15 protein-coding genes and 1 tRNA gene are annotated in these 12,765 nt (G+C 44.7%); 2 read left to right on the top strand and 14 right to left on the bottom strand.

Annotated features, from left to right (window positions below; translation table 11 throughout):
* Positions 1-35: 35 nt before the first annotated feature.
* From C8D73_RS02390 to C8D73_RS02430, 9 genes are all read right to left on the bottom strand, one after another.
* Positions 36-266: an acyl carrier protein gene (locus tag C8D73_RS02390; protein ID WP_021717234.1), complete on the bottom strand. Its 231-nt coding sequence runs from the start codon at positions 264-266 to the stop codon at positions 36-38.
* A 46-nt stretch (positions 267-312) separates the two neighbouring features.
* Positions 313-1,056, bottom strand: a complete 744-nt coding sequence (gene fabG, locus C8D73_RS02395) for a 3-oxoacyl-[acyl-carrier-protein] reductase (RefSeq protein WP_113077193.1) — start codon at positions 1,054-1,056, stop codon at positions 313-315.
* Between the two features lies 1 nt (position 1,057).
* Positions 1,058-2,005: an ACP S-malonyltransferase gene (gene fabD, locus C8D73_RS02400; protein ID WP_113077194.1), complete on the bottom strand. Its 948-nt coding sequence runs from the start codon at positions 2,003-2,005 to the stop codon at positions 1,058-1,060.
* A 45-nt stretch (positions 2,006-2,050) separates the two neighbouring features.
* A complete protein-coding gene (locus tag C8D73_RS02405; RefSeq protein ID WP_021717231.1) occupies positions 2,051-3,040 on the bottom strand; it encodes a beta-ketoacyl-ACP synthase III in 990 nt (329 codons plus the stop codon).
* Entirely contained in the window at positions 3,041-4,060 is a 1,020-nt protein-coding gene (gene plsX, locus C8D73_RS02410; protein ID WP_113077195.1) for a phosphate acyltransferase PlsX, read from the bottom strand. It abuts the gene before it with no gap.
* Positions 4,060-4,632, bottom strand: coding sequence for a transcription factor FapR (fapR, locus tag C8D73_RS02415; protein ID WP_113077196.1), 573 nt, complete (start codon positions 4,630-4,632; stop codon positions 4,060-4,062). The genes plsX and fapR overlap by 1 nt, the downstream gene beginning before the upstream one ends.
* A 244-nt stretch (positions 4,633-4,876) precedes the next feature.
* Positions 4,877-5,056: a 50S ribosomal protein L32 gene (gene rpmF, locus C8D73_RS02420; protein WP_021717228.1), complete on the bottom strand. Its 180-nt coding sequence runs from the start codon at positions 5,054-5,056 to the stop codon at positions 4,877-4,879.
* A 35-nt stretch (positions 5,057-5,091) separates the two neighbouring features.
* Positions 5,092-5,595 (bottom strand): YceD family protein, encoded by a 504-nt coding sequence (locus C8D73_RS02425; protein ID WP_021717227.1) that lies wholly within the window; start codon positions 5,593-5,595, stop codon positions 5,092-5,094.
* Between the two features lie 66 nt (positions 5,596-5,661).
* A complete protein-coding gene (locus tag C8D73_RS02430) occupies positions 5,662-6,870 on the bottom strand; it encodes an acetate/propionate family kinase (RefSeq protein WP_021717226.1) in 1,209 nt (402 codons plus the stop codon).
* Between the two features lie 121 nt (positions 6,871-6,991).
* Here C8D73_RS02430 and C8D73_RS02435 point away from each other — a divergent pair, with 121 nt between their 5' ends.
* Positions 6,992-8,209 carry a tRNA(Met) cytidine acetate ligase gene (locus tag C8D73_RS02435; protein ID WP_021717225.1) on the top strand — a complete coding sequence of 406 codons (1,218 nt, stop codon included), beginning with the start codon at positions 6,992-6,994 and terminating at the stop codon, positions 8,207-8,209.
* Positions 8,210-8,268: 59 nt separating this feature from the next.
* Here C8D73_RS02435 and C8D73_RS02440 read toward each other — a convergent pair whose 3' ends face one another.
* From C8D73_RS02440 to rsmD, 3 genes are all read right to left on the bottom strand, one after another.
* Complete coding sequence (locus tag C8D73_RS02440; RefSeq protein ID WP_021717224.1) at positions 8,269-8,877, bottom strand: ATP synthase subunit B family protein; 609 nt, start codon at positions 8,875-8,877, stop codon at positions 8,269-8,271.
* Positions 8,878-8,899: 22 nt separating this feature from the next.
* A complete protein-coding gene (gene coaD, locus C8D73_RS02445) occupies positions 8,900-9,388 on the bottom strand; it encodes a pantetheine-phosphate adenylyltransferase (RefSeq protein ID WP_021717223.1) in 489 nt (162 codons plus the stop codon).
* Between the two features lie 128 nt (positions 9,389-9,516).
* Entirely contained in the window at positions 9,517-10,074 is a 558-nt protein-coding gene (gene rsmD / locus C8D73_RS02450) for a 16S rRNA (guanine(966)-N(2))-methyltransferase RsmD (protein ID WP_113077197.1), read from the bottom strand.
* A gap of 60 nt (positions 10,075-10,134) precedes the next feature.
* On the opposite strand from rsmD, the gene C8D73_RS02455 reads away from it, so the two are divergent.
* Positions 10,135-11,787, top strand: coding sequence for a DUF4127 family protein (locus C8D73_RS02455; protein ID WP_113077198.1), 1,653 nt, complete (start codon positions 10,135-10,137; stop codon positions 11,785-11,787).
* Between the two features lie 352 nt (positions 11,788-12,139).
* Here C8D73_RS02455 and C8D73_RS02460 read toward each other — a convergent pair.
* A tRNA-Pro gene (locus C8D73_RS02460) sits at positions 12,140-12,216 on the bottom strand.
* 122 nt (positions 12,217-12,338) lie between these two features.
* Positions 12,339-12,674, bottom strand: coding sequence for a hypothetical protein (locus tag C8D73_RS02465; protein WP_113077199.1), 336 nt, complete (start codon positions 12,672-12,674; stop codon positions 12,339-12,341).
* Positions 12,675-12,765: the final 91 nt, after the last annotated feature.

The raw sequence follows: 12,765 nt of genomic DNA on the forward strand, positions 1-12,765 counted from the left end.
AGCTCCTAAGAGCTTTCCCTTGAGCTGCTAAAAGATTATTTTTCTTCATCCAACATTTTGACTGCATCAGCCACGGTGCGGATTTTTTCAGCTTTTTCGTCAGGGATTTCAACTTCAAATTCCTCTTCGAAAGCCATGATTAATTCAACGATGTCGAGGGAGTCAGCGCCCAGATCATCGATGAAGGATGATTCCATCTTTACTTCATCAGCGTCAACGCTCAATTGCTCGACAGTAATGTCTCTTACTTTTTCGAAAGTGCTCATTTACGATTCACCTCCTTCCAAAGGTCTTTTTTTAAGAATTGCATAATTACATTACCATACCACCGTCAACATGTAAAGTCTGACCGGTTATGTAAGCAGCATCGTCACTTACAAGGAACAATACTGCCTTGGCAATATCTTCAGGTTCGCCAAGACGCGCCAGCGGGATACCGGCTTCCATATCGGCTACTACTTTTTCTGGTAAAACGCTGGTCATATCAGTTTTGATAAAACCAGGTGCAACACCGTTAACAGTGATCCCACGGGCTGCAACTTCTTTAGCTACAGATTTGGTGAAACCTATGCAGCCTGCTTTTGCTGCAGCATAGTTGGCCTGACCGGCATTGCCCATTACACCTACGACAGAGGTGATGTTGACGATACGGCCCGCTCTTTGTTTCATCATGTATTTGACAGCTGCTTTAGTGCAGTTGAAAACACCTTTGAGGTTAGTGTTCAGCACTGCGTCCCAATCTTCTTCCTTCATACGCATCAGTAGATTGTCACGAGTGATGCCTGCATTATTGACTAAAATGTCGATACGGCCGAATTCTTTGATAACGGCATCGATCATTTCAGTGCAGACTTCAAGCTGGGCAACGTCACCCTGCAGCAGCAGAACTTTGCGTCCCATAGCTTCGATTTCAGCAGCCACTGCTTCAGCAGCAGCTTTGTTACCGGCATAATTGACAGCGACATCAGCTCCTGCAGCAGCCAGCGCCACTGCGATAGCTTTACCGATACCGCGGGAAGCACCTGTAACCAGTGCGATTTTACCTTCTAACTGCATTTTAACGAACCTCCTTAAAATAAGCAAGTGTTTTTTCAAGGCTTGCTTCATCTTCGACGTTCAAAGCAGCCATACCCTTGGCAATTTTTTTAGTAAAACCGGACAGAACCTTGCCTGGGCCGACTTCGACAAAAGTATCGACGCCGCCTGCGATCATATGGTTGACAGAGGTTTCCCAAAGTACAGGCATAGCAGCCTGACGGATCAGAGATTCTTTGATTTCTTCTCCTTTGGTAACTTCAGTTGCAGTTACATTAGCGACGACAGGAATCTTAGCGTCGTGGAAGGTAATAGTTTCAAAAACTTCAGCCAGACGTTTGGAAGCCGGCTGCATAAGAGTGCTGTGGAAAGGTGCGCTTACGGGAAGAAGAACAGCGCGTTTGGCGCCGGCTTCTTTCAACGCCGCCAAAGCTTTGTCCACTGCGCCTACAGAGCCTGCAATAACGACCTGGCCAGGGCAGTTGAAGTTTACTGCCTGTACAGCTTCACCGCATTCAGCTTCAACAGTACGGCAGATATCAATGATTTTATCGCTTTCAAGACCTAAGACAGCGGCCATGCTGCCTTCGCCAACAGGAACAGCTTCCTGCATGAACTGGCCACGTTTACGAACGATACGGACAGCATCAGCAAAGTCCAAAGCACCTGCCAAAACCAAAGCAGAATATTCACCCAGGCTATGGCCAGCAGCAACTTCGCAGCTCAGTCCGTTTTCTTTCAGCACCTCAGCACAGGCTACGCTGGCAGTCAGGATAGCCGGTTGAGTATTAAAGGTCAGACGCAGCTGATCTTCCGGACCATTAAAACACATATCGCTGATGGAGAAACCCAAAGCTTCGTCAGCAGCTTCAAAAACCTTGCGAGCGCAAGTATAGTTATCATAAAGATCTTTACACATACCTACAGTTTGGGAACCTTGTCCCGGGAATACAAATGCAATTTTGCTCATTGGGAAAACCTCTCTTTCGTCTTTTGCTCAATTGTTCTTGCAGGTTTATTTACTCCATTTAAGCACAATGGAAGACCATGTGAGGCCAGCACCGAAACCAACCAACAGTACTGTACCGCCTTTTTTAAGTACGCCCTGCTCCTGCGCCTCGCACAGGGCAATGGGAATGGAAGCAGCGGAAGTATTGCCGTATTTATCGACATTTACCCAAACTTTTTCCATTGGCATTTTCAAACGTTTAGCAGCACTGTTAATAATGCGGATATTAGCCTGATGCGGAACCAGAAGATCGACATCAGCCGGTTCAAGACCTGCTTTAGCTAAAGCTCGTTTAGCCGTTTTACCCATGATCTGGATTGCAAATTTAAATACTTCATTGCCGTTCATATGGATAAAATGCTCTCTTGCATCTACTGTTTCGTGAGAAGCCGGTCTGCGGCTGCCTCCAGCCGGCTGGAACAGATATTTACCGCCGCTGCCGTCGCTGCCGAGATCGATACCCAAAACACCAAGACCATCCTCGACTTCACCAATGACCGCCGCTCCTGCACCGTCACCAAAAAGAACGCAGGTATTGCGGTCTTCCCAGTTCATAATGCGGCTTAAAGTTTCAGCACCGATGATGAGCGCTTTTTTGTACAAACCGGATTTTACCATCTGGCTTGCTACGCCCAGACTGTAAACAAAGCCGGAGCAGCCTGCGGACAGATCGAATGCGGCTGCATTTTTAGCGCCGATACGGTCCTGTACCAGACAAGCGGTAGAGGGAAAAGCATGGTCAGCAGAAGCAGTTGCCACGATGACCAGTTCGATTTCTTCAGGGCTTACGCCTGCGTCAGCCAAAGCACGTTCTGCCGCAATAACGGACATATCGGATGTAGCTTCGCCTTCAGCGGCAATATGCCTGTTTTTAATGCCTGTACGTTCAACGATCCACTCGTCGCTGGTTTCTACTATTTTTTCAAGATCATGGTTGGTCAGCACCTTTTCAGGCACATAGCAGCCCAGACCTAAAATACCAACTGCTTTTTCCATTTATATTTCCTCGTTTCCTTTTCTTGATTTCACGATATTGCCGGCAATATGTTCAACTACATCACGCTCAGCAAAATCTATAGCCACGCCGATTGCATTTTTGATAGCCTTTGCTTTACTGCTGCCATGGCAGATAATAAAAGGTGCCTTGACACCCAAAAGCAGCGCACCGCCGTATTCAGCCGGATCAAGCCGCTTGGCAAGCCCCTTCATAGCCGGTTTGATCAAAAGTCCGCCCAGCTTGGCCAGAAAACCGCCATTCAAAATAGCTTCTTTCATTAACTTCATTATAGCACTTGCAAGACCTTCTGCAAACTTCAGGACTACATTGCCGACAAACCCGTCGCAGACGACTACGTCAACAGTGCCTTTGTTAATGTCACGGCCTTCTACATTACCGACAAAGTTGATATGTTCTTCAGCCTTGAGCAGAGGATAAGTAGCAAGAGCCTGCTCGTTACCTTTTGTTTCTTCTTCACCGATATTCAAAAGCCCGACGCGCGGATTTTTTATTTTCAGCATCAACTCAGCATAAACGCTGCCCATGATAGCACTTTGCACCATATGTTCGGGTTTGGCGTCGACTTTAGCACCGCTGTCTAAAACTACTGTCGTCCCGGTAAGACTTGGGATAGGAGTCGCGATAGCCGGACGTTCGATGCCCCTGATGCGTCCCAGTCCAAACAATGCTGCGGCTACTGCCGCCCCTGTGCTTCCGGACGATACCAGCGCATCACACTCTTTATCACGCAGCAGCTTCGTAGCAACGACGATAGACGCATCTTTTTTAGTTTTTACTGCTATACCTGGATGTTCATCCATATTAATAACTTCGCTGGAATGATGTACTGTGATTTTTCGTTCATCAGCAGCATTATATTCCTCCAGCAGTTTTTTTATAATTTCGGAGTCGCCTACGAGAACGACTTCACAGTCATACGCTCTGACAGCCTGGACAGCTCCCAAAACCAGTTCTTGAGGTCCATAGTCAGTTCCCATCACATCAACCGCAATTTTCACTATTTCTCGATCCTTTCGTTGGGCAGTGATACAATAATGAATTTAGCACGAAACACTTCTTCGTTATTGTTGCGAACTTTGACCCAGATAACATATTTATCATGCTCACGGCGGATCACCTCCGCCTTAGCGACTAAGGTTGCACCGGCATAGACCGGTACTTTATACTTAACATTACCCACCCCTGTCAAGGCCGCATCTGCATCGACTACAGCCAGAGCCAGGGTATTGGCCATCGCAAACATATAGTAACCGCGTGCGACGCCTGTTTTTTCCAGCACCATTTCCGGCGTTATTTTCAGCATCGAAATACCGATCTTATTCAATTCCAGATCAATAAGATCGCCGACAATATCTTTTTTGTCGATGGCTTTCAATTTTGTCTGCGCATTTTCGGCCATCTGACGTGTACGTTCACGTACTTCCGGAATATTCATTCGCAGGCGATCCAAACGGATTGTCTGGATACTGACTTCAAGTGCTTTAGCAAGCTGCTCGTCTGTCAAAAATGGATTGCGTTCCAACATCTTGGACAGATTTTCCTGCCGTATTATTTTTTTGGAAGAATTCATTTTATCACCCGACTTTAGTACCAACTATTAATATCTAGAGGTATTATAAAAGCTCACAATAAAAAAAGCAAGTAAAAATTTTAATTCCATGCTTAATTTTCCTAATAATTCACAAGTTAGTCACAATCAAATGCCCGACGGTTTTCAAACAGCTTTTTTTACTCTGCCTGTATCACTTTAGTACCAGCCAATAAAAAGCAAAAATCCCCGTACCGTTAAGGTACGGGGATTTAAAGCTGCAAGATTATTGTTCTTTAACGATAACTTGTTTGCCGTTGTAATAACCACATTCGGGACAAACGCGATGCGGCATTTTCATCTCATGACATTGCGGACATTCGACTAAGCCAGGAACTGTAAGTTTCCAGTTCGCACGACGGGAATCGCGGCGAGCTTTGGACATTTTTCTCTTTGGTACTGCCATCTTTGATACACCTCCTCAAGCTAATGAATGTGAATTTAATTTTTGATGAATTGCTTTAATGCCGCCAACCTGGGATCGACTGTGGTAGTATCACAGCCGCAGTCGCCTTTATTTCTATCGGCGCCGCAGACCGGACACAAGCCCTGACAATCGATCCTGCACAAAGCTTGAAGGGGCTCTGCCAGCAGGAGACTTTCACGAATCGGTTCCGTCAGATCGACGATATCAGATTCATAAATAAAAGCATCATTTTCGATATTCTCAGCACTTGCCGGATAGAATTTTTCCAATACTTCAGCCGTACTCTTACCTGTAAAGGCTTTAAGGCAGCGTCCGCAGGTCCTGTTGACCATGGCTTCAACCATAGCTTCCAAAAGCAAAACATCACCAGCATTGGATATCGTGCCTTTTACGGTCACCGTTCCTGTCAGCGGAAGATCCGCTTCGGTAATGTTCAATTCTGCTGGTTTCAGTTCATAGGAAAAGTCTTTTTTACCGACCAGTCTTTTCTTGATTTCTGCGACATTTATCTTTATCATATTTCACCAATCGTATCAATTATAGCTATGCTCTAAATCTTTGTCAAGAAAAAAGCGTAACTTTTATTATAATTTAATGATGCGGCGGCAGATATTCAGAGTATCACGGGCAATGACCAGTTCTTCATTCGTGGGAATCACAAAGATCTTGACCCGCGCCCTTTTGATACTGATTTCCATCTGTTTACCGCGCAGCTTGTTAAGTTCCGGATCAATACGCGTACCAAGATATTCCAGACCATTACAGATCTTATCACGCATAAACGGAGAGTTTTCACCCAGACCTGCTGTAAAGATGATGGCATCAACGCCACCCATGGCAGCAACATAACCGCCAATATATTTTTTGACCTTATAAGCAAAAATGTCTATAGCAAGCTGACTGCGTTCATCACCGCGGTTAGCGGCACTTTCCAGATCACGGAAATCACTGGATAGCCCTGAGATACCTAAAATACCGCTGCGACGATTCAGATAATCGTCGATCTGCTGTGCATTCATATTTTCTTTTTCCATCAAAAAAGGAATGATAGCAGGGTCGATCTCGCCGGAACGTGTACCCATGACAAGTCCTTCCAACGGTGTGTACCCCATGCTGGTATCAATGGATTTACCATATTTGATCGCAGCAATGCTGGCGCCATTACCCAAATGACAGGTAATAAAACGCAGGTCGCTCATATGCTCGCCCATCATTTCGGCCGCCTGCTGGGCTACATATTTATGGGAAGTTCCATGGAAGCCATAGCGGCGCAGTCCGTATTTGACATACATTTCGTAAGGCAGGCCATACAAATAGGCAACCTTTGGCATAGTCTGATGGAACGCCGTATCAAAAACAGCTACCTGAGGAGTATTATACATCAGGCGCATACAGGCTTTGATACCATACAGGTTCGGCGGATTGTGCAGCGGCGCAATCTCAGCGCAGGCCTCGATCCCGTTCAAAACATCATCGCTGATCAGTACCGAATCGGTAAAGCGTTCGCCGCCGTGCACTACACGGTGGCCAACAGCATCGATTTCATCCATACTGTCAATAACGCCATATTCTTCATTAGTCAGAGCATCCAGCGCCATCTGGATGCCAACGGAATGGTCAGGTATCTCGGCGCTGATATCTACTGTGTATTTGCCCGTAGGCGTGTGTTTGAGAACAGAACCTTCCATACCGATCCGTTCGATCAGACCTTTGGCCAGCACCTGCTCGCCGTTCATATTAAGAAGCTGATATTTAATTGAGGAGCTACCGCAGTTGACAACGAAAATAATCACAGTTTTCCTCCATTTGTGCAAAATTTAGCTTGCGCTCATAGCACGTTTTATTATATCATATAGTATACACTATTTAAATGATAATCGCTAGTATAAACATTATAAATGAGGGAGAATATGAATGAGCAAAGCAATAGGAATCGTAGCAGAATATAATCCTTTCCACAACGGCCACGCCCATCATCTGCGCGAAGCAAAGCGGATAGCCGGCAACAGGCCTGTCATTGCCGCTATGAGCGGCAGCCTTGTACAGCGCGGCTTGCCTGCCCTGACTGACAAATGGACCCGTGCCAGAATGGCCGTTTTAGGCGGCGTTGACCTTGTTTTAGAGCTGCCGACAGTTTTCACCTGCCGCAGTGCGGAATTTTTTGCTGCAGGAGCTGTAAAATTACTGGCTGCTACCGGGATGGTATCGCATCTTGCTTTTGGTGCGGAAGCAGCCAATTCGCAGCAGCTGATGCTGACCGCAGAATTTTTGAACGAACCTGTTTTTCAGGATGCACTGCATCATTATCTGGATGAAGGGCACAGTTATGCCAAGTCTTTAGAGCTTACGCTGGCGGAAGACCCTTCCATGCTGACGATTGCTGAACATCCTAACAATATCCTGGCTTTAGAATATTGCCGCCAGCTTCTGCACGGCGGTTACGAGATCGAACCTGTCGTCGTTAAACGCCGCGGCAGCGGCTATAAAGATAAAACCATCAACGGGCCTATTGCCGGCGCAACAGCCATTCGTGAGCATTATCGCGGCTATGGCATCGATGAAGCGCTGCTCAGCACAGTTCCGGCAACTACAGCCCAGCTGCTGCGTGAGGCAGATCTTCAGCACCGAATGGATATCAGTGATAAAATTCTGAACCATCTGCTTTTATACAAGCTGCGTTCTTTGACACCGGCCCAAATAGCCGCAGCCTGCCAATGCAGCGAAGGATTGGAAAACCGTCTGGCAGAAGCTGCTTCCTGCACTACATTCCAAGACGTAGTCAGCGCCACAGTTACCAAACGTTATCCCGCTTCACGTGTCAGAAGACTGCTGATGCAGCTTTTACTGCAGCAGTATCGCGCTATGTTCGATAATGCCAAAGACCCAGCTTACATCCGTGTTCTGGCCTTTAACGACCGCGGCCGCGAACTGTTGAAAGAAATGCAGGATTCTGCTCAGCTGCCTGTAATTATCAAACTGGGCCGCAACGTCTTGGAAAAATACGGAGAGAAAGTCGAGCAGCAGCTTTCCGTTGATATTGCGGCAACTAATCTGCTGACACTTTTGCAAAAGAACCACCAACCACAATACAACAACGATTATACTGTCTCTCCGATCTATATTCAAAAATAATAAAGCAACAAAACAAAAAGCCTTCCGCTTGAGCGGAAGGCTTACTTTTTTTCAAAAGCTTATTCTTCGTCTTCTTCCTCTTCCATCGCCAGAAGTTCCATATCACGCTGAGGGCGTGAAGACATAACGCTTTCACGTTCAGCATTAACGGAAGCGCGGTTATCGTTTACAGCCTGCAAAGCGGACTGCAGACTACCGCTCAAATAGCCAAGCATATCATCGGCATATTGCAACACATCGTGTTTTACACGCTCAACATAAGCATCAGCTTCGTCTTTCATTTCCTGCTGATTACGCAAAGCAGTACTCTTTACATCTTCAGCAAAGGCTTCTGCCTGTTTGGAAATTTCCTCCTGACGCATTAGTCTTTCAGATTCGGATTTTGCCAATTCTAAAATACGGTCAGCTTCGGTTTTAGCCTGCAAAACAATATTGTCAGCTTCTTCATGAGCTTTGGTGACGATTGCTTTTTGTTCTTCAAGCAGTCTGGTAGCGCTTTTGACTTCTTTGGGAATCGCTTCCTTCAAATCATCCAGGATACCCGCCAAATCGCTCTCTTCGATAATGATCTTATCAGTAAGAGGTATACGGTTAGCCTCAGAAATAAGGTTATACATTTCATCAAAAATTCTGTCCAAAGTCGCACTTGTACTTCTATCAATCATCATCAAACTCAACCTCTTTCTAATATTATTCTTTGCTTATAACAAGGCTTTTGATCCGATCTTCCACACATTCAGGAACAAGACCATGGATACAACCGCCAAAGGTTGCCAATTCTCTTATTCCAGAGGAACTTAGGAAAGAGTAATTAGCATTAGTCATAATAAAGACTGTTTCTAAGTTATTGTCTATTTTTTTTATGAGCAGAGCGCGCTGAAATTCATATTCAAAATCAGAAAACGCACGTAAGCCCCTTACAATAAAAGGAGCTTTTTCCTGCCTGCAGAATTCATTTAAAAGACCGGAAAAACAGGTTACTCTGGCATTAGGGATATGTTTTGTCGCATCCCTGAGCATTTCTACCCTTTCCTCCATGGTGAACATTGCTTTATCTTTACCCGGATTATGAAAAACGCTGATAATGATCTCGTCAAACATTTGGCTCGCCCGTTCAAAAATATCGAGGTGGCCATTAGTAACCGGGTCAAAACTACCCGGACAGATCGCTCTACGCACTGTTTAACCTCCTAGAAGCTGCAACGCAGTCTGGTCATAAATTCAATTATCTTGTTCCTTATTCGACGTACGTTTCTGTATTCCTGCTATTTTTTTACAAATTTATTTTATTATTTTACAACATTTTATTATACTTTGGCAAATCTTATAAACGAAAGTAAAGTTTCACCATAGGGTTCCTGACGCACAAGCTCAAAGCACGCTGCCAGCACGCCTATTTCATCGTGCTTCGAATGTTCGATGATCAGATAGCCTCCGTCTTCAAGTACTTGAAAGTGTTCCATTTTCTGCAGAACTTTCTGAACCCAGCCTTTATTATAGGGAGGATCGCAGAATGCAAAATCAAATTTTAATCCCTGATGATGCAGATGTTCGATAATATTTACCGCGCTGCCTTTGAGAACCTGAACATCAGCCTCCGCCCGGCATTTAACGATGTTGCTTTGTACCAGGCGCAGCGATTCCCGGCTTTCATCGACAAAAGTAACCGCAGCAGCGCCGCGGCTCCACGACTCCAACCCCAGATTACCTGTTCCGGCAAACATATCCAACACACGTGCGCCAATAATTTTAGTGCCAATAATATTAAACAGAGATTCTTTGACCCTGTCAGCCGTGGGACGTACGTCCATATTCTTTGGCACAGTCAATTTCAGCCCCCGTGCCTTTCCCGTAATTATCCGCATTCAAAAAACTCCGTATCTGTAATATAATAAATATAACAAGAACGGCAAAGGAGACAGCCTATGAACAAGAAAAAATTTATTCTGCTCGCATTACTGCTGCTCTGCGCCTATTTTTATGAATTATTCGGCGGTATGCCTGCAACTGTCCCATTTGCGCCTCAGCCTGTAAAAGCCGATACTTCGCTGCTGCTGGCTCCGTTAGACAGCCGCCCTCCCTGCAGCGCTATGGTCAGAAAACTGGGAGCACTGGCTTCTATCAACGTAATTACACCGCCGCAAGAACTTCTTGACAATTATAACACACCTGCTGATAAAGAAAAACTGTTTGCCTGGCTGAAAAATGAAATGCCGCAGCATCCAGCCGCAATTTTATCAGCTGATCTTTTAGTACACGGCAGTCTGCTGGGCTCACGCGTACCTTTAGGAACAATTAACGATGAAGAAAAGTTTTTGACTTTCGTAAACAAACAGCATGCTCTCAACCCACAAATCGATATGGTGTTTTTTTCCGTCATTCCAAGATTGCTGGTCAGCGATCAGCTTATACCGGACAGCTGGTATCAATGGCATCTGATGCGTTATGCAACATTAAAGGATATGGCAGAAACATTCGGCGATCCTTACTTTACCAGGCAGCTGCTGGCGATCGATGCACGCATACCGGATGATATTAAAACGAAGTACAGCAGTCTGTATGCCGATAACGACAGTTTTAACAAAAAACTGGTCCAGCTGGCACGCGCAGACGGTCTGACTTTGGCTATAGGGCAGGACGACGCCCAGCCATTCGGGCTTCCTAATCGTAATGCTAATCATGCGCTGGCATATATGAAACATGCAGATTTAGGTTCCAGCGGGCTTATTACAAGTGGAGCTGATGAAATATCAGTTTTACTGCTGACCAGATATTATAATAAACTGTATAATTACAAGCCACGCATTTTTGTAGAGTATTCCTCGCCTAAAGTCGCAGCTAAAATCATGCCCTATATGCCCTGTTCTGTTGACGCAAGCATCCGGGACAAAATAAATTTTATCGGCGGTCAGCTTACAGATGATGCTGCTGTCGCCGACTTTATTTTATTCGTACACTGCGGCGACGCCGACAATCAGCCTAATAAAGCTATGCTGCAAAAACTTAAACCCCTGCTTATATCAGACCGCCACATTGCGCTGGTTGATCTTACGGCCAACTATACTGAAAACGAACTTTTAATACCTAAGCTTTTGGAGGCTAAAGTACCGCTCAGCAGGCTGGCAGCTTTTTCAGGCTGGAATACTTTAAGTAATTCACTGGGAACCGCGCTTAGTCAAGCAACATTATTTACCGGCCAGCTGCACCGATTACCGCAATCAGAACATCCGTCACTGTATGCCCAAAATCTGAACTTCACAGTTGAACGTTTACTTGATGATTATGCCTATCAGAAATTAATGCATGCACAGTTAACTACATTACTGAAACTGAAAGGCTATAAGCCAACTGATTTGGGAGACAACAAGTTTTTTGCAGAAACGCTTATTCGTGGCTTTTTACAGCGTCAAAAGATTCAGCTTCTATATGGAGACCTTGGCCGTACACCTTTTTATCGCAATAACGACAGCAATTATTATTTAACAGGTATCGACATCAATGTAAACCTGCCCTGGGCACGTATTTTCGAAATCAATCTTGATACAAACTGCAGTTTTGGGGAAAACCACAGACAGTGAAACAGCTTTGCCAACATTTAGTAAATAAATAAAAGCAGAATGTCGGCTTTTTTCTTTGACAAGAGCATGATATCATAATTGATAAACAAGAAGTCACCATTAATAGCTACAACAATATAGCTTAACTTTTGAAATAAAGAAGGGTTTATTTTATGATTTCTCTTTCAAGACTGATCATTTATGTTTTTATATTATGGTTTTGTTATATGGCGTATCTGGTAAAATTCAGATAGCTATTTGAAAAGAAACACTATGGGAAATTTTTTCACTGCTCCAGCAAAAATCACTTTAAATACTTCCTTTAAAACAAAATAAAAAAGCCGCAGATACGCTCTGCGGCTAACTTTTTAAGTGGTCGGGGCGGCGAGATTCGAACTCACGGCCTCTTGTACCCGAAACAAGCGCGCTACCAAACTGCGCCACGCCCCGACTTAAGTTACATCACTTACTGCAACGTAAATATTATATAAAATAACAAATAGTTTGTCAATGATATTTTTTATATTTTTAAAATAAAAAGCTTCCCTGCTGCCAGAGAAGCTTTTCAGACATCAGCCTTGTGTAACTACACGAATATTAGTAACGTTGAATGCTTCTGCGATAGCAGGCAGGCATTCGCGTTCGATATTAGTACGGTGCAGCTCATTATCGGCGACCAGCATGATCCTCGGTCCGCTCAAATTGATATTATGCACATTACTGATCAAGCGTTTGAAACTGTCTTCTCCCAAGCTCTCTTTCAATTTGGCAAGGCCTTCCATCAGATACGGCTTTTCTTTAGCCATACGCTGTTCCAGCGGAGTAAACGGAACTGTAACTACACGCGCATCTTTAGCCAGTACAAAATTTTCCTCATGCTCGCCTGGTACTACTAAGTCATCTCTCATGGTTTTCCCTCCTTCACTGCCTAATTGTTACAGAATTATTATAAATTATTGACGATTTGCAGTCAAGCCGGCAGGATTATTATAACTTAAA

It is taken from the genome of Phascolarctobacterium faecium DSM 14760, from assembly GCF_003269275.1.
Taxonomy (GTDB): domain Bacteria; phylum Bacillota; class Negativicutes; order Acidaminococcales; family Acidaminococcaceae; genus Phascolarctobacterium; species Phascolarctobacterium faecium.

Excerpts from the sequence above, each read along its gene's own strand:
- C8D73_RS02390 (WP_021717234.1), bottom strand. The coding sequence starts at position 266 with ATGAGCACTTTCGAAAAAGTAAGAGACATTACTGTCGAGCAATTGAGC.
- fabG (WP_113077193.1), bottom strand. The coding sequence starts at position 1,056 with ATGCAGTTAGAAGGTAAAATCGCACTGGTTACAGGTGCTTCCCGCGGT.
- fabD (WP_113077194.1), bottom strand. The coding sequence starts at position 2,005 with ATGAGCAAAATTGCATTTGTATTCCCGGGACAAGGTTCCCAAACTGTA.
- C8D73_RS02405 (WP_021717231.1), bottom strand. The coding sequence starts at position 3,040 with ATGGAAAAAGCAGTTGGTATTTTAGGTCTGGGCTGCTATGTGCCTGAA.
- fapR (WP_113077196.1), bottom strand. The coding sequence starts at position 4,632 with ATGAATTCTTCCAAAAAAATAATACGGCAGGAAAATCTGTCCAAGATG.
- rpmF (WP_021717228.1), bottom strand. The coding sequence starts at position 5,056 with ATGGCAGTACCAAAGAGAAAAATGTCCAAAGCTCGCCGCGATTCCCGT.
- C8D73_RS02425 (WP_021717227.1), bottom strand. The coding sequence starts at position 5,595 with ATGATAAAGATAAATGTCGCAGAAATCAAGAAAAGACTGGTCGGTAAA.
- C8D73_RS02435 (WP_021717225.1), top strand. The coding sequence starts at position 6,992 with ATGAGCAAAGCAATAGGAATCGTAGCAGAATATAATCCTTTCCACAAC.
- C8D73_RS02440 (WP_021717224.1), bottom strand. The coding sequence starts at position 8,877 with ATGATGATTGATAGAAGTACAAGTGCGACTTTGGACAGAATTTTTGAT.
- rsmD (WP_113077197.1), bottom strand. The coding sequence starts at position 10,074 with ATGCGGATAATTACGGGAAAGGCACGGGGGCTGAAATTGACTGTGCCA.
- C8D73_RS02455 (WP_113077198.1), top strand. The coding sequence starts at position 10,135 with ATGAACAAGAAAAAATTTATTCTGCTCGCATTACTGCTGCTCTGCGCC.
- C8D73_RS02465 (WP_113077199.1), bottom strand. The coding sequence starts at position 12,674 with ATGAGAGATGACTTAGTAGTACCAGGCGAGCATGAGGAAAATTTTGTA.